At 41.4% G+C, this 23,843-nt stretch carries 20 protein-coding genes; 3 read left to right on the top strand and 17 right to left on the bottom strand.

Translation table 11 applies throughout. The annotated features are described in order from the left end of the window. Window positions 1–2: 2 nt before the first annotated feature. From DX873_RS12075 to DX873_RS12020, 12 genes are all read right to left on the bottom strand, one after another. Complete coding sequence (locus tag DX873_RS12075) at window positions 3–350, bottom strand: rhodanese-like domain-containing protein (RefSeq protein ID WP_116184679.1); 348 nt, start codon at window positions 348–350, stop codon at window positions 3–5. Between the two features lie 81 nt (window positions 351–431). Then, the gene (locus tag DX873_RS12070) at window positions 432–812 is read right to left on the bottom strand and encodes a rhodanese-like domain-containing protein (protein WP_116184678.1); all 381 of its coding nucleotides are present in this window, start codon (window positions 810–812) and stop codon (window positions 432–434) included. A 5-nt stretch (window positions 813–817) separates the two neighbouring features. Next, on the bottom strand, window positions 818–2,227 hold the full coding sequence (locus DX873_RS12065; protein ID WP_116184897.1) for an MBL fold metallo-hydrolase: 1,410 nt from the start codon (window positions 2,225–2,227) through the stop codon (window positions 818–820). Between the two features lie 55 nt (window positions 2,228–2,282). After that, complete coding sequence (locus DX873_RS12060; RefSeq protein ID WP_116184677.1) at window positions 2,283–4,016, bottom strand: SulP family inorganic anion transporter; 1,734 nt, start codon at window positions 4,014–4,016, stop codon at window positions 2,283–2,285. A gap of 62 nt (window positions 4,017–4,078) precedes the next feature. Continuing rightward, window positions 4,079–4,711 carry a Crp/Fnr family transcriptional regulator gene (locus DX873_RS12055; protein ID WP_116184676.1) on the bottom strand — a complete coding sequence of 211 codons (633 nt, stop codon included), beginning with the start codon at window positions 4,709–4,711 and terminating at the stop codon, window positions 4,079–4,081. A 156-nt stretch (window positions 4,712–4,867) separates the two neighbouring features. Further along, window positions 4,868–5,950, bottom strand: a complete 1,083-nt coding sequence (locus DX873_RS12050; RefSeq protein WP_116184675.1) for an alkaline phosphatase family protein — start codon at window positions 5,948–5,950, stop codon at window positions 4,868–4,870. Beyond that, the gene (pbfA, locus tag DX873_RS12045; protein WP_116184674.1) at window positions 5,950–7,323 is read right to left on the bottom strand and encodes a (R)-1-hydroxy-2-aminoethylphosphonate ammonia-lyase; all 1,374 of its coding nucleotides are present in this window, start codon (window positions 7,321–7,323) and stop codon (window positions 5,950–5,952) included. Before pbfA ends, DX873_RS12050 begins: the two co-directional genes overlap by 1 nt. Continuing rightward, on the bottom strand, window positions 7,301–8,590 hold the full coding sequence (locus DX873_RS12040; RefSeq protein ID WP_232520908.1) for a ComEC/Rec2 family competence protein: 1,290 nt from the start codon (window positions 8,588–8,590) through the stop codon (window positions 7,301–7,303). Before DX873_RS12040 ends, pbfA begins: the two co-directional genes overlap by 23 nt. A gap of 16 nt (window positions 8,591–8,606) precedes the next feature. After that, on the bottom strand, window positions 8,607–9,848 hold the full coding sequence (locus DX873_RS12035) for an NAD(P)/FAD-dependent oxidoreductase (RefSeq protein ID WP_116184672.1): 1,242 nt from the start codon (window positions 9,846–9,848) through the stop codon (window positions 8,607–8,609). A gap of 2 nt (window positions 9,849–9,850) precedes the next feature. Continuing rightward, complete coding sequence (locus DX873_RS12030) at window positions 9,851–11,521, bottom strand: alkaline phosphatase family protein (RefSeq protein ID WP_232520907.1); 1,671 nt, start codon at window positions 11,519–11,521, stop codon at window positions 9,851–9,853. A 12-nt stretch (window positions 11,522–11,533) separates the two neighbouring features. Next, on the bottom strand, window positions 11,534–12,997 hold the full coding sequence (locus tag DX873_RS12025; RefSeq protein WP_116184671.1) for a SusD/RagB family nutrient-binding outer membrane lipoprotein: 1,464 nt from the start codon (window positions 12,995–12,997) through the stop codon (window positions 11,534–11,536). Window positions 12,998–13,032: 35 nt separating this feature from the next. After that, window positions 13,033–16,314: a SusC/RagA family TonB-linked outer membrane protein gene (locus tag DX873_RS12020; protein WP_116184670.1), complete on the bottom strand. Its 3,282-nt coding sequence runs from the start codon at window positions 16,312–16,314 to the stop codon at window positions 13,033–13,035. A 285-nt stretch (window positions 16,315–16,599) separates the two neighbouring features. Between DX873_RS12020 and DX873_RS12015 the strand changes: the two genes are divergently transcribed. Further along, complete coding sequence (locus tag DX873_RS12015) at window positions 16,600–17,166, top strand: helix-turn-helix domain-containing protein (RefSeq protein WP_116184669.1); 567 nt, start codon at window positions 16,600–16,602, stop codon at window positions 17,164–17,166. Here the strand turns inward: DX873_RS12015 and DX873_RS12010 are convergent. From DX873_RS12010 to DX873_RS12005, 3 genes are read right to left on the bottom strand one after another with little or no spacing between them, the layout of a single operon-like run. Further along, window positions 17,159–17,845, bottom strand: coding sequence for a phosphonatase-like hydrolase (locus DX873_RS12010; RefSeq protein WP_116184668.1), 687 nt, complete (start codon window positions 17,843–17,845; stop codon window positions 17,159–17,161). The two genes, DX873_RS12015 and DX873_RS12010, sit on opposite strands and share 8 nt — an antisense overlap. Continuing rightward, window positions 17,842–18,009 (bottom strand): hypothetical protein, encoded by a 168-nt coding sequence (locus DX873_RS18915; protein ID WP_181899491.1) that lies wholly within the window; start codon window positions 18,007–18,009, stop codon window positions 17,842–17,844. Before DX873_RS18915 ends, DX873_RS12010 begins: the two co-directional genes overlap by 4 nt. After that, window positions 17,999–19,243, bottom strand: coding sequence for a DUF5690 family protein (locus tag DX873_RS12005; protein WP_116184667.1), 1,245 nt, complete (start codon window positions 19,241–19,243; stop codon window positions 17,999–18,001). The genes DX873_RS18915 and DX873_RS12005 overlap by 11 nt, the downstream gene beginning before the upstream one ends. Window positions 19,244–19,584: 341 nt before the next feature. Here DX873_RS12005 and DX873_RS12000 point away from each other — a divergent pair, with 341 nt between their 5' ends. Both DX873_RS12000 and DX873_RS11995 read left to right on the top strand, forming a co-directional pair. Next, window positions 19,585–21,237 (top strand): sodium:solute symporter, encoded by a 1,653-nt coding sequence (locus tag DX873_RS12000; protein WP_116184666.1) that lies wholly within the window; start codon window positions 19,585–19,587, stop codon window positions 21,235–21,237. 167 nt (window positions 21,238–21,404) lie between these two features. Continuing rightward, the gene (locus DX873_RS11995) at window positions 21,405–22,349 is read left to right on the top strand and encodes a hypothetical protein (protein ID WP_116184665.1); all 945 of its coding nucleotides are present in this window, start codon (window positions 21,405–21,407) and stop codon (window positions 22,347–22,349) included. Window positions 22,350–22,538: 189 nt separating this feature from the next. Here DX873_RS11995 and DX873_RS11990 read toward each other — a convergent pair whose 3' ends face one another. Next, the gene (locus DX873_RS11990) at window positions 22,539–23,027 is read right to left on the bottom strand and encodes a putative adhesin (protein WP_116184664.1); all 489 of its coding nucleotides are present in this window, start codon (window positions 23,025–23,027) and stop codon (window positions 22,539–22,541) included. 46 nt (window positions 23,028–23,073) lie between these two features. Beyond that, the gene (locus DX873_RS11985; RefSeq protein WP_147296654.1) at window positions 23,074–23,793 is read right to left on the bottom strand and encodes a hypothetical protein; all 720 of its coding nucleotides are present in this window, start codon (window positions 23,791–23,793) and stop codon (window positions 23,074–23,076) included. Window positions 23,794–23,843 lie beyond the last annotated feature (50 nt).

Below are 23,843 nucleotides of genomic sequence, written 5' to 3'. Positions count from 1 at the left end.
ATTTAATAGCTCCAAGCCCTATAACCTCCTTTAAGGTCATAGATTTCCGAAAAGCCCATGGCCACCAATCTTCTTGCAGCCTTAAGACTTCTATTCCCGGACTGGCAATACAGGTATACAGGTTTGCCTTTTTCCAACTTGGAAAATCCAGCCTCGAATGATGATCTTTGAAAGAAGTCTATGTTCTTGGCATTTTTAATATGTCCGGCCCCATATTCCCTAGGAGTCCTAACGTCCACCAATTGCACTTTACCTTTGGAGATTGCTCTCTTGTAATTCTCACCATCCAGAACTTTTATTGCATCTGATGTGTTTCCAGAACCTCCAAATAAAAAACTAAATATTGACATTATATCTTTTTTTGATGGCCCAATTTAGCAAGGAATGTTGGTGCAGTCTGTAACGAGGGTTACAGAAAGAACAAAGGATGATCAGTTGTTGGCCACCCAGTCATCGTAACCTCCTGAGTAGTCAAATATCTTTGAGAAGCCCTTACTCTTTAAAATTTCTGCAGCATTGTTACTTCGTGTTCCTCGTCTGCAATAGAGGTAGACCGGTTTTTCCTTGTCCAATGTATTGATCTGCTCCATGAAATCAGCTCCCTTGATATCAAAATTGACTGCATCATCAATATATCCATCCTTATACTCTCCAGGCGTTCTAACATCTACCCATTGTACATCTTTGCCAATAACCTCTACCTCTACCGTAGCTTTATCAATTTTGACTATTGTTCCTTCATTCTGAGGTCGGCATGAAGAAATCCATAGAACTCCGGCAGCCAAAAAAAACAGTTTGATCAAGTTGCTCATTGTGTTTATTTTAAAGTTGTTGGACAAACGTAATCTGTTACAGGTATTCCCACTTCTTTTATGGCTTTGAAGCCTCCAGCAACATCCACCAAGTTATGGATTCCCCTACTTTTTAGAATAGAAGCGAAAATCATGCTCCGATATCCTCCAGCACAATGCACATAAAAGGTTTCATCTTCGGGAAATTCGGCCAAATGGTCATTGATAAAATCCAAAGGGGTAAGCCTGGCATCCTCAATATGTTCGGAAACGTATTCAGATTCTTTACGAACATCAAATACCGGGATTTTTTCTGCTAATCTTTGTTTGAATTCACCAGCGTCAATGCTTTCTACAGTGTCCACAGTCTTTCCCGAAGCTTTCCAAGCCTCTATTCCTCCTTTTAAAAAGCCAATGGTTCCATCAAACCCAACCCTTGAAAGTCTTGTAATGGCTTCTTCCTCTTTTCCTTCAGGTGCAATCAAAAGTATAGGCTGTTCCACATCGGCAATCAGCGCACCTACCCATGGAGCAAAGCTACCGCCTAGCCCTATGAAGATAGATCTTGGAATATGTCCCTGGGAGAAATCACCTTGGTGTCTAACATCCAACATTACCGCTCCGGTTTCATTTGCGGCAACTTCAAACTCATCTGGAGTCAACGCCCTTGTTCCTCGTTGCAGTACTTCGTCGATGTCATCATACCCTTCTTTGTTCATTTTCACGTTCAAGGGGAAATATTGTGGAGGGGGCAGAAGTCCATCAGTGACTTCCTTTACAAATTCTTCCTTGGTCATATCTGCCCGAAGCGCATAGTTCATCTTTTTTTGATTGCCCAGGGTATCCACGGTTTCCTTCATCATGTTCTTTCCACAGGCCGATCCCGCACCATGGGCCGGGTAAACGATTACCTCATCTGCCAAAGGCATTATTTTGGAGCGAAGACTTTCAAACAATGTTCCTGCCAATTCTTCCTGGGTCATATCTGCTGCCTTTTGAGCTAAATCGGGCCTGCCCACATCCCCTAAAAACAAAGTATCCCCGCTAAAAATGGCATGGTCTTTTCCTGATTCATCCTTTAACAGGTACGTGGTACTTTCCATGGTATGCCCCGGTGTGTGAAGTACTTTTATAGTTACTTTTCCCAAGTTGAACTCCTGGCCATCTTCGGCAATAATCGCATCAAATGCAGGATTTGCATTAGGCCCATAAATTATAGGTGCTCCGGTTTCTTTGGATAGTGTTACATGCCCGCTTACAAAGTCGGCATGAAAATGGGTCTCAAAAATGTACTTTATTTCAGCACCATTGTCCTGTGCTCTCTTTATGTATGGTTTTACTTCGCGCAGCGGGTCAATAATAGCGACCTCCCCTTCGCTTTCAATGTAATATGCTCCTTGGGCAAGACACCCTGTATATATTTGTTCTATTTTCATTTCTTCCGATTTTTTCAAATATAGCTATGCTATTTGCATTGCATGGTCACTAAAGTTACAAACTCCTAGTTTTGGACTGTAATGATACTCTTCTTTGTATTATACTTCTTTCTTTTTGATGGGAACATTGGTCTACCGCTTCAAAGGTCTTAACAAATAGGTTTTCCTCTCCAAGGACTTCAATTAGGCCACTGCTGTACAAAATATCCCTAGTGGGACCAATAGCTCCGGCAATAAGAAATTGTATCCCTTTTTCACGTAAATCCAATATAATTCTCTCCAGGGTAGTTGTAGCGCTACTATCAATATAATTAATGGCCTCTGCGTTGAGGACGACAAATTTTAAATCAGGCCCTTTTTTTTCAACCTGCTTGTAAAGTTCTTTTTTGAAGTAATCCTGATTTCCGAAATAAAGCTGGGCATCAAATCTTAGAATCAATTTATCTGGTTCAATTTCCACCTCATCCGAAAACCGGCTAATATTTTTGAAGTAATTGGTATCCTTGATTCGCCCCAAAATGGCTACGTGAGGATTGGAAATTCGGTACACCAATAATAAAAGGGAAAGTAACACGCCCAACAATATGCCTTCGATCAACCCAATAAACAAGGTCATTAAAAATGTAGCGTTCAGTAGCAAAAATTCATCTTTTCGATGTTTCCAAAGTTGTAGTGGATATGTTATGTCTATCAATCCAAATACCGATACCATAATGATTGCCCCCAAAACTGCGTTTGGAAGATTATAGAACATGGGGGTAAGAAACAGTAATGTTGCTGCCACCAATATTGCACTAAAAATCAACGACATTCCCGTTTTTCCACCAGCCTGATCATTGACCGCTGTTCTTGAAAAGCTTCCAGCAACAGAAAAAGATTGAAAAAATGATCCCAAAAGGTTGGACAACCCGAGGGCCCGTAGCTCTTGATTGGCATCCACTTCGTACTCTGGGTGTTTTTCCTCAACTGTTTTGGCAATTGAAATGGATTCCATAAAACCAAAGAGGGCCACCGTAATGGCAATGGGCAACAACTGTCCCAAAGTTTCCATTTCCATATTGGGAACTTGAAAACCGGGGAGTCCGCTTGGGATGTTTCCAACTATTTCTACCCCAACTGATTCCAGTCCGAAAAATGAAACCGCCAAAATCCCCAATATTACCAAGATCAAGGGGGTGGGTATTTTTTTGCTTATCCTGTTCATCAATAGAATCAACAGAACGGCCACAGCGCCTAAACCAAAGGTGTATGGGTTTATCTCTCCCAAATTTCCTAGGATGTTCCCAAATAGGGTATAAATCTTACTGGATTGGGGAATATCAATTCCAAGAACATGCTTCAGTTGCCCCAATCCAATTAGAATGGCGGCAGCCGAAGTAAAGCCACGAATGACAGGCTTTGATAAAAAATTGACGAAGAAACCCATTCTTAAAAAGCCTAAAAGCAATTGAATTCCCCCAATCAACAGTGTTAGAAAAAGTACTGCTGAGATGTAATCATCTATACTGGCCAATTGTAAGGCTCCTATTCCTGTGGCTACCAAAAGTGAATCCATGGCCACAGGGCCAACTCCCAACTGCCTGGATGTTCCCGTGAGTGCGTAAACCAATTGGGGAACCAAAGCGGCGTAAAGCCCATAAATGGGTGGCATACCAGCAATCATGGCATAGGCCATCCCTTGTGGCACCAACATGACCCCTGTTGTAGCACCAGCTACCAAATCACCATATAATTGGGAACGGTTATAGGAAGGCATCCAGTCTAAAAAAGGGAAGAACCTTTTGAGCATGAATTGGTTTTTAGCAAAAATAGTGTTCTTAAAAATGGATTACGGTAACCAAAGACACAGATCTATAAATCCAAAACCCGGATATAGTTTCTATGCAGGGCCAGTTTTTTCATTTTCTCCAGCTTTTTGAGCAATCTGGAAACCACTACTCTTGAGGTGTGGAGGTCATATGCGATTTCTTGGTGCGTATTCCTGATGCGATTATCGTTGTTCACCTCCACCTTCTTTTTAAGATAATCCACCAATCGTTGATCTAAATTTTTGAATGCAATACTATCTACAGTATTCAACAATTCGTTCAATCGGTTATGATAGCTTTCAAAAACATAGTTCCTCCATCCTTTGTACTTGGCCATCCATTCCTCCATTTTTTGCACGGGCACCATCACAATCATAGAATCCGTTTCGGCAATCGCCCGTATCTCGCTCTTCGTGTGGCCCATACAGCATGCCATGGTCACCGAACAGGTTTCACCTTGCTCCAAGTAGTACAACAACAGTTCATCCCCTTCTTCATCTTCCCGCAAAACTTTGATTGCCCCAGATAGAAGCAAAGGCATGGATTTAATATAATTTCCAATATCCATTAGAATTTCGCCTGCGGATACTTCGACAAATTTTCCGACTTCTGCAATTTCATCTATCAGGTCCAGTTCAAACTGCGCATCAAAAGTTTTATAAAGCTCTGTTACCATATTACAAAAATACTCTTCTAAGGTAACTATTTTGACCCAAAGAATTTCTCCTTAAGGTAAAGGGGAATTCGTATTGGAAATAAAAACCCACACCTAAGTGTGGGCTCTAAACAAACTAACTCAAACAATTAACTTAAAACATGATCTACCCAGCTTTTATAGCTTAATGGGCTTACTCTTTATATTGCTAGAAATGGGCAGTTTTAAGAAATTCAGTACAGTTGGAGCCACTTGATTGGTATACAACTGCTCATCTGTGGAAATTTCACCCAAAGGTTGGACACCCTTCCCAAAAGCAACCAACCACACCTGATCGGCCCCATCTATTTGGGTACCATGGCTCTTCCAAGTTTCCAGAGGTTTTGTTCCCCGACCATGATCTGTTGTAATGAGGAATACGGTTTGATCTTTATAAAATGGATCCTGTTGGGTAAAATCCCATAACTGCTTGATCATTGCATCGGTACGTTGGGCAGACTGTAAGTAGAAATCATAGAACCCTCCATGGGCAAAATCATCGGTTTCACCATAAGAAATGTACAGCATCTTAGGATGGTTCTTTTTCATTTCCTCCAAGGCATAGTTATGCGTGAACACATCCAATCGAACCGATTCCCAAACAATGGGAGCTTGCTTCTGGATTTCATTGAGCATTTTTTCTCTCTCGGTAAGGTTGGCCCCTACCGCCTTTTCGTAACCTGCGTTTACCGGGACACCAGAGCGTTCTTCATTGATGATATAGGGAAAAACATCCCAGCTGCCAAAGGCAGCGACCTTTCCTTTATATCTTGAGTCTTTGTTGGCAGTCTCCAGTATTGTAGTATTCGGGTTAGGCATCTTATCATTGCTGGTAATATTCTTATCGTCTGCTTTTCCAGTTAATATCTCATTATACCCGGGGTAAGAAAACCACATACCATTGGTAAGGTTCATTTTACTCCCCAATGCGCGGTTGCCATGTAATTGGCCCATTTTGGAAACCTCTTTCCAGAAAAAGGGCATTAAGGCTTCCCGTCTTGCTTCTGGAGTTTCCCTCCAATAGTGTTTCTTCAAACTTTCCGGGGATTGAACATATTCTTTGTTTTCAATCAATTCAGGGTCAGCTCCCTTAAAGAGTTCTTGCCACCTAAGGCCGTCAAGGGTAATGAGTACAACTTTTGGCGTTTTCTCCTCTTGACCTCGTACCACCACTGTTAAAGCGATACTTATTAAAACGAATATTGTTTTTAAACTTTTCATTAGGCTATGGTATTTGTTTTTAAAAATGCTTTGTTTAAAATTTCTAATGCTCTTTCCAGTTCTTCCTTGGAAATGGTCAGCGCCGGGGATAACTGTAACACATTTCCTTTGGAAACTTTAAAGCTCAATCCCTGTTTTAAGCAATCGTACATGATTTCCTCCGCTTCCGAAATTGCTTTTTCCTTGGTTGTCCTACTAGTGACCAATTCAATTCCCAATAAAAGTCCAACACCGCGAACATCACCAATCAGCGAATACTTTTTGTGTAATTTATGAAGAGCTGTCTTCATATAGGCCTCATAGCACTTCACCTTTTCCAGCAACCCCTCTTCTTCAATAATTTCAAGAACGGCCAACCCGGCCGCTGCTCCCATGGGGCTTTTTTCATGGGTGTAGTGCCCTAGGGAAATATGCCCAAAAGTATTATACTCTTCACGGGTCACTATCGCAGCTTGGGGAATTATTCCTCCTCCTAGGCCCTTACCCAGACAAAGGATGTCGGGTTCTATGCCATAATGCTCAAAAGCAAATAGTTTACCTGTTCTGCCCAAAGCAATTGGGATTTCATCCAAAATCAATAGCACACCATGTCTTGTGCACAAATCGCGAGCAGCTTTCCAAAACTTTTTAGAAGGAATCTGTACATCGGTATTGCGTATGGTCTCTGCCAAAAAAGCTCCAATTTGGGTGTCTTTGGAAAGCACATACTCCAAATATTCGAGGGCTTTATCCTCATTGCCCTCAAAAATTCCACGATAGGTTATTGGGGGCGGAATGCGTTCAACTCCTGGCATCAAAGGTCCCATGTGCTCTTGAAAAACAGATTCTCCTCCTACGCTTATGGCATCCAGAGAAGCGCCATGAAAGGAATCCCAAAAGGAGACCACTTTGTGTTTTCCGGTAACGGCTCGAGCCAACTTAAGTGCAATTCCAATTGAGGAACTGCCATTTGGCGTGAGCAAGATGCGATTGAGTCCCTTTGGGGTCAAAGAGGTTAGTTTTTCTGCAAATTGAATGGCCTTTTCATTGGTGTACCTTCGGGTTGAAAAGGTAAGCCCCTGTAATTGTTCTGTAAGCCGCTCTACAAGTTTAGGATGCGAAAACCCAATTTGGTGGACATTGTTGCCGTGAAAGTCCAAATATTTTTTCCCTGAAATATTTTCGATATATGACCCATCGCAGGTTTTTAGTACATCTAAACAAGGAGTGGACATGGATTGGTGCATAAAACACTTGGCATCTCTTTCCAAAAGCTCCTTGGTTCGCTCGTCCAAATTTCCGTTCACCACCCAATCTCCCCTTGCGGAAGTTAGGTTGATGTCTCCTTCCACCAGCTGTTCGGGCCTATAATTATCTGGCTGTGTATGGTCCATGTTTTGCTAATATTTCCCTTTCTTCGGACTTGTCATTCAATATAAACACATCATACTTATCCCCCTCATCATAAACTCGTACAACAATATGTCCCTCTTGGCTTCTGTACTGATTCAACCTTCCTCCAATCACATCTTTTGCTCCTTGGAGCATTACGGTGGAAAAGATATCCCGGTCACCAGGGTACAATTCTTTTGAAGTAATTCTGCGTAAAACCTCCTCCCCTGGATGATCCGCAGTCCAATTCTGCTGTATCCAGACCCTGGGTCTTATGGCCCGAACATAATATGGATTTTGCGAATCCCTGTTCCCATGATGGTTTAGAGTAGCTACGTCCACTGGGCCAACTATGGGAGCTATGTGAGACTCCACTGAATTAAAATCCATTTGTCCCATTCTGTTTACTCCAGAAATATCACCTCCCGTAAAATAATTGAACTTTCCATAATCAATTCGGATGCAATTGCTCAAAGGGTTTTCGCCAGGATATTCCCCTTGGGTAAAAAGAGAATAAGTATTGGTATTTTCACCTGTCCAGATTGTTCCATTGGAAGCGATGTTCCTAACTAAAAATGAAGGATAACCAATTGAATCGTTTTTAAGAACTATCTGGTCTGTGTGTCCAACCTTCAAGGCTTCATTTTCGAGTCCTGTAGCGCTAGATTGAACATCAATATATTTCCAATACTCCTTTAGGGTGGGGATCATTCCATACTTGTCGCTTGTAAACCTTTCTTCCGATTGTACTTCGGAATCCTTTAGGTCAATGGGAAAATGAAATCCCCTATCAATCAATTTTTTGATGGGAATGAGCATGCCCACTACCATGATTCCTGTTAGTTGATAGCCTTCTTTTGCTATACTCCGAAGTGAATCGACCTCGCCAAAATGATCATCATGATAATGGGTGATCAGGGCGTAATCCAATTGACGTTTTTGATTTTTGGGACGAAATTGATCGATATAGTCAACAATCCACTGCGGAGCAGATTTAGAATTATTGGGAACCAGCGGAGCATTTCGACTTGAGGTCGTTCTGGGATGGGTTTCGGACATATCCCCTGCATCCACTAAAAGGGTTGTTCCATCAGGGAAAACCATAAAAGCTGCGTCTCCCCTTCCCGTATTGATGTGATGAATATCCAAAAAACCTTCCTGCCATTTAGAAAGCATAGGTTTTTGTGCATTCAGGAATAACATCCCCAAAAAGAAAGCATAAAATGTATAGGGAGTGGATAAATTCCATTTCAATCTTATTGTCGACATCACTTTTAAATTTTAATCAGCCTCCATCTTTCTTTTTGCTCCTAGCATCGGCGCATCGTTGTCTAAATGATTCCGACATAGGATCAAAATCATCGAACCTGTCAATCCTAAAGGGTATGGGGTCTGCAAACAGTTCTTTTTCCAATATCATTTCAGAAATCATTCTTCCAATACCGCCGGCTCCTGCCACTCCGGCACCAGCGCATCCAGCTGCCACATAAAAACCTTCCATTCCAACCGCTTTGCCAAATGAGTAATATCCATCAGGGGTGTAGGTTGATATCCCCGTGATACAGTTTTCAATGCCCATATCTTCAAATCCTAAAAAGAAAGAGGCAAAGTCCTTACCATGCTCCATAATAATATCCCATTGATCTTCTGGATTACCCAAAAAATCTGAATGGGGATTTTTATCCAGTTCATTTGGATGAAAATGAGGGCTGTTATCTTCCCGTAGTCCAAACAACAATCCCCCTGCTTCTGGGCGACTATAGGCCATGGCATCGGGGAGGGAAACCATGGGTTGTTCCTTAGGGAACAAGGTCTCATTCTTTTCAGTAATCCAATAAATACTTCTAACCGGAGCCATTGGAATTGGGACATTAACCTGTAAAGAAAGTTGGTTTGCCCATGCACCGGCAGCATCAACCACTATAGAGGTTTCTAGGTTTCCCTTGTCCGTTTTAACACCTATGATCTCACCTTTTTCCTGAAGAATCTCCAAAACCTCTGTGTTCTGTAATAGCGTAGCTCCTTCCTTCTTAGCTGCATCAGCAAAAACTTTGGCCAATACATACGCATCTACGAAGGAGTCCTCTTCAAAATACATCACCTTCAATGCCTGGTCTGCATCAAACCAAGGAAGTTTGGTTTTGAGCTCATCAATTGTACAGAACCTATGGGAAATATTATGTCGGTCTGCGATCGCTCCAATGGCATCCATGCCTTTTACGGTGGCCTCTGAAGACGCCACATGGAGTGTGCCCACCGTTTTCTTTCCAACAAATTCTCCTGTTTTGGCCTCTATCTCCTTAATATTTCTGTACGTTTCCTTGATGAGGGGTACCATGGCCTCTTTGGTACGTACCGAAGTCATTAATGAAGCTGCTTTCGAAGTATTTCCGGTCCCCACTTGATTCCGGTCTATCAGAATAACATTTTTCACTCCATTTTTGGCCAAATGCCATGCTGTTGCAGAACCAATGGTTCCCGCTCCTATGACGACCGCTCCAATGTTACTGTACTCAAAATTACCCATTGCTATTTTTTACGATATAATTTGTTTGCGGGAATTATCTGCTTGGGAATTTCTTTGCCCTGGTACTTTACATCCAGATGGTAGCCCCCACCTCCATTATAAAACTCGACCCTGATTAAATGTCTCCCCTTTTCCAAATCCATTCTTCCTCCTCTTTCCCGAACACCATGATTTCCATCGTTATCAACAACCAACTCTCCATTAACATATAGCTTGCTTCCATCGTCACTGTTGGTAAAAAATCCATAGGTGCTGGTTTCATCAATTTCTAGATAGCTTTCCAAGATTAAGGCTATTTGGTCCTCTTTGGCAGCATCAATGATCAATTGCTTATGGGAAAACTCCGTTACAAACCCTTGTTGGACAGGTTCAAGTGTTGAAAAATTAGGTAGCTCTTCCATCTTATCTCCATGATATACCTTGAAGCTTACAGGGTCTTCTTTGGATGGAGAAACAATTCGAAAACTGGCATCGGCCACGGTGCTCACAATCTTCCCGTCTTTGAACACTGCTGCTTTTACAATTGCTGTCTCTTTCAGGTAAAAGGTATCTTGATAAACCACACTGTTCTCTAAAGTGGGCAATTCATTACCAAGAACATACCGGATTTCTCCTGCGTTGTTTGGGTTCTGCATGACCACTGTTACCGAATCAGACTTGAAGATTCCCCCGGCAGGTTCAAAGTAGCCCGCATCTGGCAAAATCTTTGGTTGGGTGATTTGCTCTTTTCTCTTGTAGGTAAGTTTTGGTTTTTCATTGCCGACAAAAGCTCCTTTGACCGGTCTGCCAATCCACGCTTGAGGTGTTTGCAAATTCATGGCATAGGCCACAGTTGGGGCATTGTCAAATTGATAAACGGTCTCTTCAATCTGATATCCTTTTTTTATCCCAGCTCCATAAAGAATAAATGGAACATTCATTTCTGCTGGACTTTCTCCTCCATGCCCAAAGCCCAGACCACCGTGATCAGCAGATACAATGAAGAGGGTTTTATCGAACATTTCAGCATTCTTTGCAGCATTGACGATTTCCATAATCAAAGAATCTGCCTTTTCAACAGATTTATAATACTCCAAGCTTCCATGGCCCATGCTATGACCGGCATGGTCCACATGGTCTAAATGCACAAAAGTGAATTTTGGTCTGTGTTCTTCAATATAACCCACGGCATCTTTAGTTGTACCGTCTTCGTGGTCACCATCGATATCAAAATCCACATCATCCTTCTCAAACAAGCGACCAAATCCATCCCAATCATATATTGCTCCTATTTGAGCATCTGGCTGTTGATCTTTAAAAAGAGTGAAAATGGTTGGAAAAGTTCCCTCTTTGGTAGATACAACAGGAGGAAGCCTGTGATCAAACTTTTCCCACCCGTTAGAGGTAATTCCATGCTGCTCCGTATCGGCACCCATGATCATACTGGCCCAATTGGGACTTGAACTTGATGGCAACACCGATCTTGCATGCATGGTGGATGCTCCATTTTGAATCATGGAATCCAACATGGGAGTATTTGCCTTTTGGATACCATCCGGGCTCATTCCATCTACTCCAATCACTATTATATGTTCAATTCCCCAGGAAACATCCTTCTTCTCTGAAGCACAAGACCACAGGAACAAAGTTCCTATGGTCATTGCCACAATCCAAACTGTTTTACTGCTTAACATCAGTTAAAAAAGTTAGTTTTCCCACCAAACTTTTGTGGTGATTTCATCGCCGCCAATTCTACTTGATGCTTCATTGTAGTTGGTACTATTCAAGGACTGCTCCTCACTTGGGTACTCAAACCTACTCGGATAAGTGGAATAAAACGCATCAGGACCAGGCGCAATCGTATTAGGAAATCCTGTTCTCTTAAATTCAATAAAGCCTTGATAGTCCGTATAGAACAGCGCAACATATTTTTGTTTTATGATGGTTTCCAATGTTCCGTCATAAGATACCTCTGTGCCGGTCAAATAATCTGCTGGCATATCAACGTCCCAATAATCAAAATTTGACTGAATTCCGGACTCGTACAAACCTTGGTCATCTGCAGTGATCCAACCTCTTTGTGCAGCCTCTGCAAAAATGAAAGCCACCTCAGAATACAACATCAAACGTGCATCATTGCTGTTGGGTTGAAAGTAGAAATAATCGATATTGAACTTAGAAAGAAAGGCATCTCCTCCCTTGTATTCGTATGCCGGACCGTCCACAATTCCATTTTGCATCCCTTCGATTTCAGGTGTGCCGTTTTCTACGGAATTGGCAGTTGGATCGGCAAAAAAGTCCAATCTTGGATCGTTAAAGCTTTCCAACAACTGCACAAAATGCTCTGAAATTCTGTATTCATTGTATGATCCTACCCTATACACGGATTCTTCGGTTATTGGATGCGCATCCGGGTTAGAGGCCAAGAACTCAAGAACCGCATTGTCATCATTGGATTCCATAACCGGATTACTACTTGGGTTATTGTAGATTTCCGCTATTACGGATTCGGCAGTTGTAGCATCAACTTCGCTCAAGCGCAGGGCCAAACGTAGTCGCAAGGAGTTTGCAAATTTTCTCCAGAGGGACAAATCTCCTCCGAACATTAGGTCTCCTTTTACCAGATTTAAATCTGAACCGCCCAAAATATCACTGGCCTGTTTCAACTTGGCAATCATATCAGCATAAATTGCCTGCTGTGTATCGTAAACAGGGGTGTAATTGGCCTCCTCGGCCACAGCCTGGTTTACTTCGCTATAAGGAATATCTCCATACATATCGGTCAAAATGCTGAACATCCATGTCTGCATGATAAGGGAGATTGCTTCATAGCTCTGCAAGGAATTCTCAACGGCAATTTTTTCAAGTTCCATTGCATCTCTAATGGCCAGGTAATGCCTTTCCCATGTTCCGCTTTGGTCACCCCAATCGAATAAGTCAAATGAGGTAAATACGATGCGGGCTCCATATTGTCCCATGAGGTTTCCTTCGCTCCAAGAATCTCCCACTGCTCTTCTAATAGAGCTTCGTTGTAAGTTGGTCAACAACAATTCTGGATTGTTGTTGATATTGGATGCCACATCCGGGTTCTCATTGGACACATCAAAGTTGTCACATGAGTTTAGAATGCCCATCAAAATGATGCCTATGATCATTAATTGTTTTTTCATCTTTACTTGTGTTATCACTATTGTGTTAGTTGCTTTTATAATCTCATGTTAACCGCCATTCCAATACTCCTGGTTGTGGGAACTGTTGCGTTTTCCACACCGGGCACATAGGCTCCGCTTCCAAAAGAAAGAAGCTCTGGGTCACCGTGATTGAAATCTTTTGCCCACAACCAAAGGTTGGTACCTATCAAGGAGAAGGTAAAGTCCTGCACTCCCAATTTTTCCAACACTTTGTTAGGAAGAGAATAACTTAATCTTGCCTCTCTTAACTTGATAAAGGTTGCATCGTAGATTCCTTCTGTTTCATTTCCTCTTCTGTATCTGTTGTTGTGGTAGGCATTGGCAGGAACAATAACATCGTTCTGAACGTAAGAACCATCTCCTGTTTGACGCACACCATCTCCAATTACACCATCAGAATTAGCTCCGCCATAGTCCAAACCAGAATCACTGATTCCTGGATGGGGTCCTCCAAATTCAGGGGATCTTCCCCAAAGGGTCTCTACAACGTTTCCAGATGTGGCAGCAATCAAACGGGTTCTAGAAAGCAATTCTCCACCCTGTCTCCAATCGAATAGGAAGTTCAATGAGAAGTTCTTGTAGGTTATGGTGTTGTTCCAACCCAAGGTGAAATCAGGATTGAAGTTTCCAAGTTTTCTCAAGGTATTGTCCTGCTGTACCAATCCTTCGTTGAACACTACTTCACCAAAGAAAGGACTGTTTTCATCTTCAACCTTCACCAATCCTGTTCCCCACATATCTCCAAGAGAACCACCTTCTTCAGCAATTAAAGTAATACCGTTTCCTCCATAGGAATATCTATCCACTCCTTCAGGAAGTTCCAATATCTCGTTTCGGTTAAGACCAAAGTTGAACATGGTATCCCATGTGAAGTTGTCCGTGCTCACGGGTGTTCCTGTAAGCATAAGCTCCACTCCATAGTTCTTGATCTTACCAGCATTAATGGTCCTTGAGGTTTTTCCTGATGTGGTAGGAAGATCAATATCCAAAATCTGGTTTTTGGATACCGTGTTGTAGTAGGTAAAGTCAAGTCCCAATCGGTTATTGAAGAACCTAAGGTCGGTTCCAACTTCCCAGGAGTCCTGAATCTCAGGTTTTAAATCCGCATTTGCCAAATTATTGGATGGAGATGCTGTTGGATTGCTCCCTACAGGTGTTCCCAAGGCAAAAAAGTTGTTTAATCCGTAAGGATCGGTATCGTTACCCACCTTGGCCCAGCCAGCGCGAAGTTTTGCGAAGGATAACAAATCATTGTTGGAGGTTCCAAGCATATCCGATAGCAGCACGCTCAAAGATGCTGATGGATAGAAGTAGGAGTTATTTTCTTGCGGAAGCGTAGAAGACCAATCATTTCTAGCGGTCAAATCAAGGAAAATTTGATTTTTCCAACCCAATTGCGCAAATCCATACAAAGAGTTGATTTGCTTTTCAGGTCGTGCCACACGCTGTACCAAAGGGCCATCTGCATTGGTAAAAGAATAAATTCCAGGCAACAACAGCTTATTGGTCATAAGTGCATTGAAGTGATTCTTTTGCACCATTCTATTACCCCCAATGTTGGCATTTACACTGAAGTCGTCATTCACCTTCTGATCATAGGTCAACAAGAAATCCAAGTTGGTCTCATGAAAATTAATCTTATCCTCTCTGTACTGCCCGTTTGGAAAACGTTGGGTTGAATATGCTCTTTTGATGAATCGATATTCAGAAAAGAAATCACGACCACCTCTGACCATCAACCTGAAGTTGTCCGAGAATTTGTAAGTAGCGGAAACGTTGCCAATAATCCTATCCTTTGCCAAGGCATTGGTATTCTCAAACATGGTAAAGTAAGGATTGTCGTGGTAGTTATAGTTGTAATTAAACTGTTGGAAACCTTCAAGGCCATCTTGCCAGTAGTTTCTTAGACCTTTAACATCCACTTGTTGTCCCCACCAAATAAAGAGGTACATCACAGATTCGGTTCCATATCCATTTACGTGCCTGTTGTCAGAATCTGTACGGACATAGTTCACTTTTGAAGAAACTGTCAGTTTATCTGTTAGGTCATATGTTCCGGAAAGGGAAATCGTGTTTCTCCGTAAATCGGTGTTAGGAAGAATTCCTTCATTGTCCAGGTTTGTATAACTGACCCTATAATTTCCTTTTTCATTACCTCCATAGAAGGAGATGTTATTAGTGAAAGTCCTTCCGGTCTGCACAAAATTCTCAACGGGATCTCCTGGATCTACAAAAGGTGTTGGTGCAATGGCTCCCCTTCGGGACAAGTCAACCCCAGAAGAACCTAAGATGAAGTCCAATCCGTGAACATCACCACCACGCAATCCGTTGGCTGTTGGAGAATCGTGCTGAGCACGAAGGGTTCCGTCCATCAATGGACCCCATGATTCATCTACCCCATCAAAAGTTCCACTTCCATATCCATCAACAAATTGAAAGTCAAAGTTCTTACCCTGTCCATACACCCTTTGGTACTCAGGCCCCTTCAACATACTTTCAAAGGTTACTTTGGAATTCACCGAGATTCCCATTCCTTTTCGAGACCTTCCAGACTTGGTGGTAATAATTATTGCCCCATTGGCTGCTCGGGAACCATAAAGGGCCGTTGCATTTGCACCTTTAAGAACTGAAATCGACTCCACATCTTCCGGATTGACCTCAGCGGCACCATTACCATAATCTATATTCATGTTACTTGCACCTCCCAAAGTATTGGTCCGGGTATCGGTTGCATTGTTGATAGGTATACCATCTACAACAAAAAGGGGTTGGTTATCTCCTTGTAATGAGGAATATCCCCTAATTACCACAGATGAGGACTGACCTGGGCCAGTTCCGTTGGTAACAACCTGAACCCCGGCGGCCCTACCCGATAGGGTACTTACCATGTTAGTACTTGTGGATTGGGATACTGCATCGCCATCCACTTTTTCCACTGCATACCCAAGGGTTTTTTCGTCCCTTGTAATGTTCAATGCAGTTACCACAACCTCATCCAGTTTTTGAGAATCTGGTAGAAGTGTAATTGTTGCCGTTGTTTTTCCTGATGTGTCAAACTCTTGAGATAGGTATCCTATATAGGACACCTCCAAAATGTCTCCGTCTTGGGAAATTCCAATTTGAAAGTTTCCATCAAAATCTGTGGCCACACCATTGGAACTGCCTTTTACTACGACAGAAGCCCCTGGTAAAGACACATTGTTCTCGTCTACGACCTTTCCCGAAAAAATTGTCTGGGAATAGCCCATAATACTCGCGGTAAAGGCAAGCAAGAATGCTACTAGTGTTCTTTTCATTTGTTGAGTATTTGTAAAATTTGGTTAATTATTTATCAACAAATATCCAACACGTGCGTTAAAGCATGCCCTTGTACAGATTAAAAAAAAGATATGGAAAGGTTAAAAGAAATACGGTAATGTTAGCTAAATATTATTTACAAATATTCAAATTTTGCAGTATCTTGCGGTAGATGAACATTTTAATATCTCATTGTTTAACAATAGGTTAAGTTGGACATCTTAATTTTTAAGAAAATTGAAGAATATTATAAATAATAAAATTGTAAGTATTAGAAAAATAATATGGAAGATTATCTGATAGGAATAGGGAAGCGCATCAAGGAAATTAGAAAAAACAACAAAAAGACAATTAACGATATCGCCATGAAAGCTGGAGTTACTGCCGGGTTGATTTCCAGAATTGAAAATGGTAGAACCATTCCTTCCCTACCTGTTTTTTTCAAAATTGTAGACTCCCTGGAAACTGAAATGATCGATTTTTTTGACGGTATGCCCAAAGTGAATGGTCAAAATTTCTTGGTATCCAGAAAAGAGGACCAGACCATTATTGACAAAGAGGATGATGCGGTCGGCTTTACCTATAATTACATTTTTAGCAAGCAATTGAATTCCGTTGGTTTTGAAAGTGTTCTTTTGGAAGTTCAACCCAATTCCAAGCGAGAAAAGGTGACTACAGACGCTTTTGAGTTTAAGTATATACTTTCTGGAAAATGTTATTATCTGATCGGAGATCAAGAAGTATTATTGAATGAGGGGGATTCTATTTTTTTTGATGGCAGAATTCCCCATGTGCCCATCAATAAAGGCAAAATATCTTCAAAAATGCTGGTGGTCTACTTTTTTATTTAGGAAACAATACTTTACCCAATTCTTCCAAATTTTCCAAAATCAAAGTAGGGTTAGCCTTTACCAATTGCTCTCTGGTGTGGGCTCCCGTCAAGACACCCACGGTCATTCCGCAATTTGCATTTTTTCCTTCTTCAATATCTATCACGGAGTCACCAGCCTTCAAAACCTGTTCTGCACTTTCAATCCCAAACTGTTCCATGGCCCGATCTATCATTTCTGAAGAGGGCCTGCCTATTTCCACATCATCTGCCGTAATCAAAGCATCAACCTCTTTTCCAATTTCCCATCCCAGTTTATCCACCAAGGTCTTTGCGGTTCTGTAATCGTAACCTGTATTAAGTACCACCTTTACCTGGTTTGATCTTAGAATCCCAAACAGCTCCTCAACACCCTTATAGGGAGCCACCTCCAATTGATCATAGGCTTCACCCAAAAGTCTTTTAAAGGACAGGTATATTTCCTCCATTTTTTCTTTGGAAACTGCTCCATTCATTTCCTCATTCAATATGTCCTCAATGGCTTTATATTTTTCCTTTCCCGCTCCCAACTCCAAAACCTTTTCCAAAGGCACTTTAAATCCTCCTATCTCCAGTGCGCGTTGAACGGTTTTGTAGACAACATTGTCCTCGTTGACAGTAGTCCCCGCCATATCAAAAACAGCTAATTTTATGTCTTTCATTTTCTCTTTCTGTAATTAAAAATTGAAGCAATTCTTTTTTCGGAGTATCCTACGCTACCTGCTATAGCCACTCCCTCTATTTCTGCAATTATGTGGATATGATTATCCACCGTTGCCTTGAAAATATCTTCACAGACCATAACGGCATCCAACCTATTGCCCATATTCAAGTTGTTGGTTTAGGTTCATTGAACGGTATCTAGACTTCAAGTATAGAAACGATACTATTGTTATGCCCAGCCCGATCAAGGCAACAGCATAGGTGCCATATATGAAAAAGTTCAACCAAGAGAGGTTGGCCTGTCCGAAATTCTTATATAACAAAGCCACTACACTACCAACGTACCCAAAGGCATCTGCCAGATAAATCAGAAAACCGGAGTTGCCCCTAATCTGAAAAACCGCGATGAACCTATCAAAAAATAAGCCATTAAAAGGAACATAACAAATGTACAGGCCAAAGCCCGTGCATACCATCCACACAAAAGGGTTCAGTAGTCCTAACTGAAAAAGTAAGGTGGAGCCGCCCAATACCAAGGTCCCCAACGCAAGCAACCAATGATATGTGAGCAAGGCTCTTAAGTTGTCCTTGATGTAAAAAATAGACCCAATGATCAAAAGGACCACCACTGCTATTATGAGCTCCGAACTGGAAAATACGGATGCATCTCCTTTGTAACCGATACTGTCCCATAACTCCCTGGCGAAATTGTCCCGGAAATCCCTGAAAGCCGTTAGTAGCGTATAAAAAAAGATGATGATCAACAAAGGAAAAAAGAAACTTTGAATAATATTTTTGCGGTCTTCCTTGGTCATGGGAATCCTCTCCATCCTTTGGGTCTTATCCTCTTCGGTAGGTGGAGGAATCTTTTGTAAAAGGAGTGCAAAGAAAAGAAGCGGAACCAAAAAAATAGCTCCAGTTACGGCCGGCATCCAGAATTCACTTACTCCAAAAAAATCCATTACAAAAAGACCGACCGACTTGACCACCCCACTGGAAACAATGAAGCTGGCGCAAAGCGCAATTCCCAAAATGTCCGTAAACTTTCTCCCTTCAACGTATGAGAATACAATTCCCCAAATCATGCCTAAGGGCACTCCATTTAGAAACATGAATATGATGTTGTAAGGTGCTGGCACCCACGCAAAGAAAAATAGGGCTATCTCGGCAAACCCGATCAACGAAATAAGATATAACAACCTTTGATTGGACCTTAACTCCGATATCACCTTGATTCCGATAAATTTGGATAGTGCATAACCCAAAACCTGAGCGATGACCAATAAAATCTTGTAGTTAATGCCAAAGAATGTCAATCCATCAAAAGTTGCAACTGCAAAGGGCTTCCTAAATGCGTACATACAAAAGTAGGTGCCAAAAGCAGCCAGGGAAGCCATGAGTACAAAAGTAGCTTTTGATTGCTTTAACAATGTAGGTTTATTCGGGAGCAATGTTTACAAATAATAAAATTATATTTCAAATTACTCACTTTTATAAGAAAAGCCCTATCCCAAATAGATTAAATAATTGTTAGCAAAAAATTATGTCTTTAGTTTGTTAGAATACTGTACCTCCAATCAAGTTTTGAAAAATTCCATTTATATTAGGGAGCACTAAGTGCAAAGCATTGCTATCAACTCTATCAATGTTATACTAGAGCTTGCTTCGTGCAAAAAGTATCAACCAATACAATTAACGCAGTGTCATTCTTAATGACCAAACCAATTCAAAATCAACTATGGAATCAGTATTAGAGAGACCAGACTGGATAGTTCTGGGCATCTATTTTTTGGCCCTTATTGCAGTGGCCGTCTGGGTGGTTGCCCAAAAAAACAAGGACACCGAGGACTACTTTTTAGCAGGTAGAAATGTAGGATGGTTTGTTATTGGGGCCTCTATTTTTGCTTCCAACATAGGCTCAGAACATGTGGTAGGACTCGCCGGGACCGGATTTGAATCTGGAACGCCAATGGCCCATTATGAACTTCATGCATGGATTGTGCTCTTATTGGGATGGCTTTTCCTTCCTTTCTACATTAGAAGTGGTGCTTTTACCATGCCGGAATTTCTGGAAAAAAGGTTCGATAGTCGTTCACGATGGTTCTTATCCATTTTTTCATTGGTAGCCTATGTGCTAACAAAGGTTTCCGTGACCATTTACGCCGGAGGTATTGTGGTTTCTGAACTCTTGGGCATTCCCTTTTGGTACGGTGCCATTGGAGTTGTCATTTTTACTGGAATTTATACCGTGGTAGGCGGTATGAAGGCGGTGATTTATACTGAAACTCTTCAAACGGTAATTTTGATACTGGGCTCCTTGATCATTACGTATCTAGGTTTGCAAGAAGTTGGAGGTTGGGGTCAATTGCGGGAAACTGTAATCGCAGCTAGCCCGGACCACTTTAATATGTGGCGACCCATGAGCGACCCTGATTTTCCATGGACCGGTCTTTTAATTGGAGGAACTATTGTGGGAATCTGGTATTGGTGCACAGATCAATATATTGTTCAGCGCACCTTGGCTGCCAATAATATTAAGATTGGTAGAAGAGGGGCCATCTTTGGCGCTTATCTTAAGTTGATGCCTATACTGATTTTCTTGGTTCCAGGTATCATTGCTTTTGCCTTGACCATTCAAAATCCCGAGGTTTTTAGTGTAGAACGGGCCGACAGGGCTTTCCCAATGTTGGTAAAAACTTTACTCCCAGTCGGATTAAAAGGTTTAGTGGCCGGTGGACTTATGGCTGCCTTGATGAGTTCTCTCGCATCAGTATTTAACTCCTGCTCCACCATCTTTACGATTGATATATACAAAAAACTTCGTCCTGAAAAATCTGAGCGTCAATTATTGACCATTGGAAAAATTGCCACCAGTTTCATTGTGGTGTTGGGTATTGTCTGGATTCCCATCATGGATAAAATTGGAGGTGGCGTTATGTATCAATACCTGCAAAACGTGCAATCTTATATTGCCCCTCCGGTAACTGCTGTGTTCCTTTTAGGGATTATTTGGAAAAGGGTCAACTCCAAAGCGGCCATTACCACATTATTGGCAGGTTTGGTATTATTGGTACTCCGACTAGGGTCGGAAATTTATTTTCAACCTCAAATAGCAGCGGGAGCTGAGCTTTCAAACTTTCTGTACCAATTTGCGACAATCAATTTTGCCCATATGGCCATTTTTATGTTCATTTTTTCTGTGGTATTATGTGTATCTGTTAGTTTGGCCACTGCCGAACCCGATTATGCCACAATCAAGGGGCTTTCCTTTGGCACGTTGACCGCTGAGGACAGAGCGGCTACCAAAGGTAGCTACAGTACCATAGATGTTGTTCTATCCGTTCTGTTGGTGGTGATAGTTATAGCCATATTATCCTATTTTACGGGATAGAAAATTAAAAAGTACAAGATGAAAAGAGCCTGAATTGGCACAGGCTTTTTTCATTGTATAGTGCTGTTTGACCGAAGCTTAGCTTCAATCTTGGTTGAAGTGAGTTGTCAAAGCTTTTATCTATTTGTAAAGAAAAACTGATTATATTTCCAACATAATTTCCTACCATGCCAAGACTAAGCTTTAAAAACGTTTTTCTAAGTAAGAACCGAAAGATATTGTTCAACAGCACAAAATTGGGCTTCATAGCTGTACTGATAGGCTTTGTTTCCTCAATTTGCTCACACATTCTAGCTGACATTATACTGTTCTACCCATTGAACAACTATTTTCAGTTTGACAAAATGGTGCATGTTATTGAGAACTTGTCGGCCACCTTGTTTTCCATTGGGTTGTTGTCCATTCTGTTCAACACTTTTCAATACACCAAATTCTTGAATTTGGTAGAAACCAGGTTCAATGAAATAGTCAAGCAGGAGCTTCCGCCCGCCATTAAGAACATAAAGAACCACGGAATTGTTGATGTTTATGACAATCTGGACAGTAATATACTTGGTGAGCGACTCTGGAAAATTAGAGATCGAAGGGTAAAAGTGCTGAAAATCTGGATGCCCAATATTGAAAGTATTTGTCCTGCCATAGTAGATGCCATAAACAATCGGGGGTGCCGGTTTCATGTAATGCTTTTGGACCCCTCTTGTCACGGTGCAATTGAGGCCAGAGTGGAATCATTGAACGAAACGGACAAAATGACTTCGGAATACATTACGGACCATATTCGACTCAATGAAGATAGAATCATTGGTCTACTTGATCAAATCCATCACGACAAATACGACAAATTGATTCTAAAGTCCTTTACCTCATTTGTATCTGTTTCCCTATTTGGGTTTGGGGACACCTACTGGGCCGGCCTTTACCTTAGAAACCGACTTGCCACAAATGGAATGATCCTAAAATTTGAATCTGCCCATAAACCAAGGTTCGGTGAAATAGACAGACACTTTAAAACAGAATGGAAAGAGGCCAAATTAAACCCAAAATACATTGAAAAACTGCAGAGTTTGGGAGTGGAGCAAATGGAAATAGACCTGATTTCGGAAATTGAATAAATCCTCCCGCATCTATTTCAACCGTTGCCACGAAGATTTAAAAGATGAACATCTGAAAAATCAGCAAATGAACCATTGCTTTAAGCAAACTGTCAAATGCTGATTTTAATAGAAAACTGTATTCCTAATAGGTCTAGTTATTGAAATATCCAAGAAATAGTGGATACAAAACTTGACCTATTGAACTGATCATGGTAGACTGGCACTATTTCCTCTTACCTGACTAGCGCATGCCGACCAATACAATTTTAATTTCCCACCTGGAGGGAGTTGCTTTATTGCCTCCTTAATTTTCTGATCACTTTTTAATAGATCGGACAACAAAGTAGGTTCGCCAACCGTCACCACATTCGTTTTTGCTCCGATGGTTCGTCTACCCCAATCGGAAAGACTTCCAAGATCATATAGTTTTAAATCGGGAGCGTTCCCTCCTCCTTTATAAATTGCCATTGGAGGTTCAATGGTGGTATCTCCGCTACCATTGTCATGATGAAGCACAAGCTTTTTAATTTCCCGTTGTTGAATTAATGCTTCCGCTACATCCGTTTTTAACGTATACCCCACTGGAGGTAAAACATAAAGGTCAATATTCCCGGGAAGTTTTGTGTTCGTTGCACCTCCCGCATAACTGCCATGCCCTAAAAGGACAATATCCTTGTTTGTAACCAGTACACTCATACTTTCTAGATTAAATTGTAAATGCTTTTCAATCCAATCTAAAAGCTTAAGCTCCGATCAATTCAAGCTCCTTTTTGATTTTTTCCTGTTCCATGTTCAGCTTCTCTTGGTAGAACTTAAGATTATCAAGGTCACCTTCAGTTCTGGCATCAATAATGGCTTTGTCGAATTGTTCATTAAGTGTTAGGAGGGTATCCAAGTCCTGCTGAAGCATTTTTTCATAAGTAGCCTCTGGGTTTGGCTTAACCGTTGCAAGTAGATACATGTTGGAAACAACAATAATATCTTTGTTGCCCCATGCATTTTCTGCCTTCACACTCATTGAGCTACACGCATAATAAACAGCCCAATTGGTGCCATCTGCTGCCTGTATTTGGTTAAAAGTTACCTGCACATTCTCATTTACACTTGAACTTGTAGAGAAAAGTGCCAAAATTCCCTTTACAATAGTCCCGGCGTCTTCTGCCAACTTGGCCGCTTTGGTTGCTTCGTTTGTAGGGTCGAGATAGGTCTTGGCTCCGTCTACAATACCATCAACAATAGTGTCCAAGACTTTAAGGCTGTACTCTTCCGAGAATTTTGAATACGAGTTGGCATTGGAAGCCTTAATATCCACAATACCTTTTGTGTGGCTGTTAATAAATGCTTTGGCCTTGGCCTCAGTATTCTTCAGTTCTGCTTCTGCTTGCTTAACTGCAGCATTAACTGCATTTCTAGCTGCTGTGTTGTCTTTAATTGCGTTTCCTAATTTTGGTCCGTGTCCCATTTTTAATTTTTTTAAAGGATTAATACTAATTTTTTGTCTCTCAAATTTGA

It is taken from the genome of Flagellimonas nanhaiensis (genome assembly GCF_003382275.1).
Classification (GTDB): Bacteria; Bacteroidota; Bacteroidia; order Flavobacteriales; family Flavobacteriaceae; genus Flagellimonas; species Flagellimonas nanhaiensis.
The sequence above is the reverse complement of the archived record's forward strand: the minus strand, read 5'-3'. Positions and strand labels throughout refer to the sequence as shown.

Excerpts from the sequence above, each read along its gene's own strand:
- DX873_RS12075 (WP_116184679.1), bottom strand. The coding sequence starts at position 350 with ATGTCAATATTTAGTTTTTTATTTGGAGGTTCTGGAAACACATCAGAT.
- DX873_RS12070 (WP_116184678.1), bottom strand. The coding sequence starts at position 812 with ATGAGCAACTTGATCAAACTGTTTTTTTTGGCTGCCGGAGTTCTATGG.
- DX873_RS12065 (WP_116184897.1), bottom strand. The coding sequence starts at position 2,227 with ATGAAAATAGAACAAATATATACAGGGTGTCTTGCCCAAGGAGCATAT.
- DX873_RS12060 (WP_116184677.1), bottom strand. The coding sequence starts at position 4,016 with ATGCTCAAAAGGTTCTTCCCTTTTTTAGACTGGATGCCTTCCTATAAC.
- DX873_RS12055 (WP_116184676.1), bottom strand. The coding sequence starts at position 4,711 with ATGGTAACAGAGCTTTATAAAACTTTTGATGCGCAGTTTGAACTGGAC.
- DX873_RS12050 (WP_116184675.1), bottom strand. The coding sequence starts at position 5,950 with ATGAAAAGTTTAAAAACAATATTCGTTTTAATAAGTATCGCTTTAACA.
- pbfA (WP_116184674.1), bottom strand. The coding sequence starts at position 7,323 with ATGGACCATACACAGCCAGATAATTATAGGCCCGAACAGCTGGTGGAA.
- DX873_RS12040 (WP_232520908.1), bottom strand. The coding sequence starts at position 8,590 with ATGTCGACAATAAGATTGAAATGGAATTTATCCACTCCCTATACATTT.
- DX873_RS12035 (WP_116184672.1), bottom strand. The coding sequence starts at position 9,848 with ATGGGTAATTTTGAGTACAGTAACATTGGAGCGGTCGTCATAGGAGCG.
- DX873_RS12030 (WP_232520907.1), bottom strand. The coding sequence starts at position 11,521 with ATGTTAAGCAGTAAAACAGTTTGGATTGTGGCAATGACCATAGGAACT.
- DX873_RS12025 (WP_116184671.1), bottom strand. The coding sequence starts at position 12,997 with ATGAAAAAACAATTAATGATCATAGGCATCATTTTGATGGGCATTCTA.
- DX873_RS12020 (WP_116184670.1), bottom strand. The coding sequence starts at position 16,314 with ATGAAAAGAACACTAGTAGCATTCTTGCTTGCCTTTACCGCGAGTATT.
- DX873_RS12015 (WP_116184669.1), top strand. The coding sequence starts at position 16,600 with ATGGAAGATTATCTGATAGGAATAGGGAAGCGCATCAAGGAAATTAGA.
- DX873_RS12010 (WP_116184668.1), bottom strand. The coding sequence starts at position 17,845 with ATGAAAGACATAAAATTAGCTGTTTTTGATATGGCGGGGACTACTGTC.
- DX873_RS18915 (WP_181899491.1), bottom strand. The coding sequence starts at position 18,009 with ATGGGCAATAGGTTGGATGCCGTTATGGTCTGTGAAGATATTTTCAAG.
- DX873_RS12005 (WP_116184667.1), bottom strand. The coding sequence starts at position 19,243 with ATGGCTTCCCTGGCTGCTTTTGGCACCTACTTTTGTATGTACGCATTT.
- DX873_RS12000 (WP_116184666.1), top strand. The coding sequence starts at position 19,585 with ATGGAATCAGTATTAGAGAGACCAGACTGGATAGTTCTGGGCATCTAT.
- DX873_RS11995 (WP_116184665.1), top strand. The coding sequence starts at position 21,405 with ATGCCAAGACTAAGCTTTAAAAACGTTTTTCTAAGTAAGAACCGAAAG.
- DX873_RS11990 (WP_116184664.1), bottom strand. The coding sequence starts at position 23,027 with ATGAGTGTACTGGTTACAAACAAGGATATTGTCCTTTTAGGGCATGGC.
- DX873_RS11985 (WP_147296654.1), bottom strand. The coding sequence starts at position 23,793 with ATGGGACACGGACCAAAATTAGGAAACGCAATTAAAGACAACACAGCA.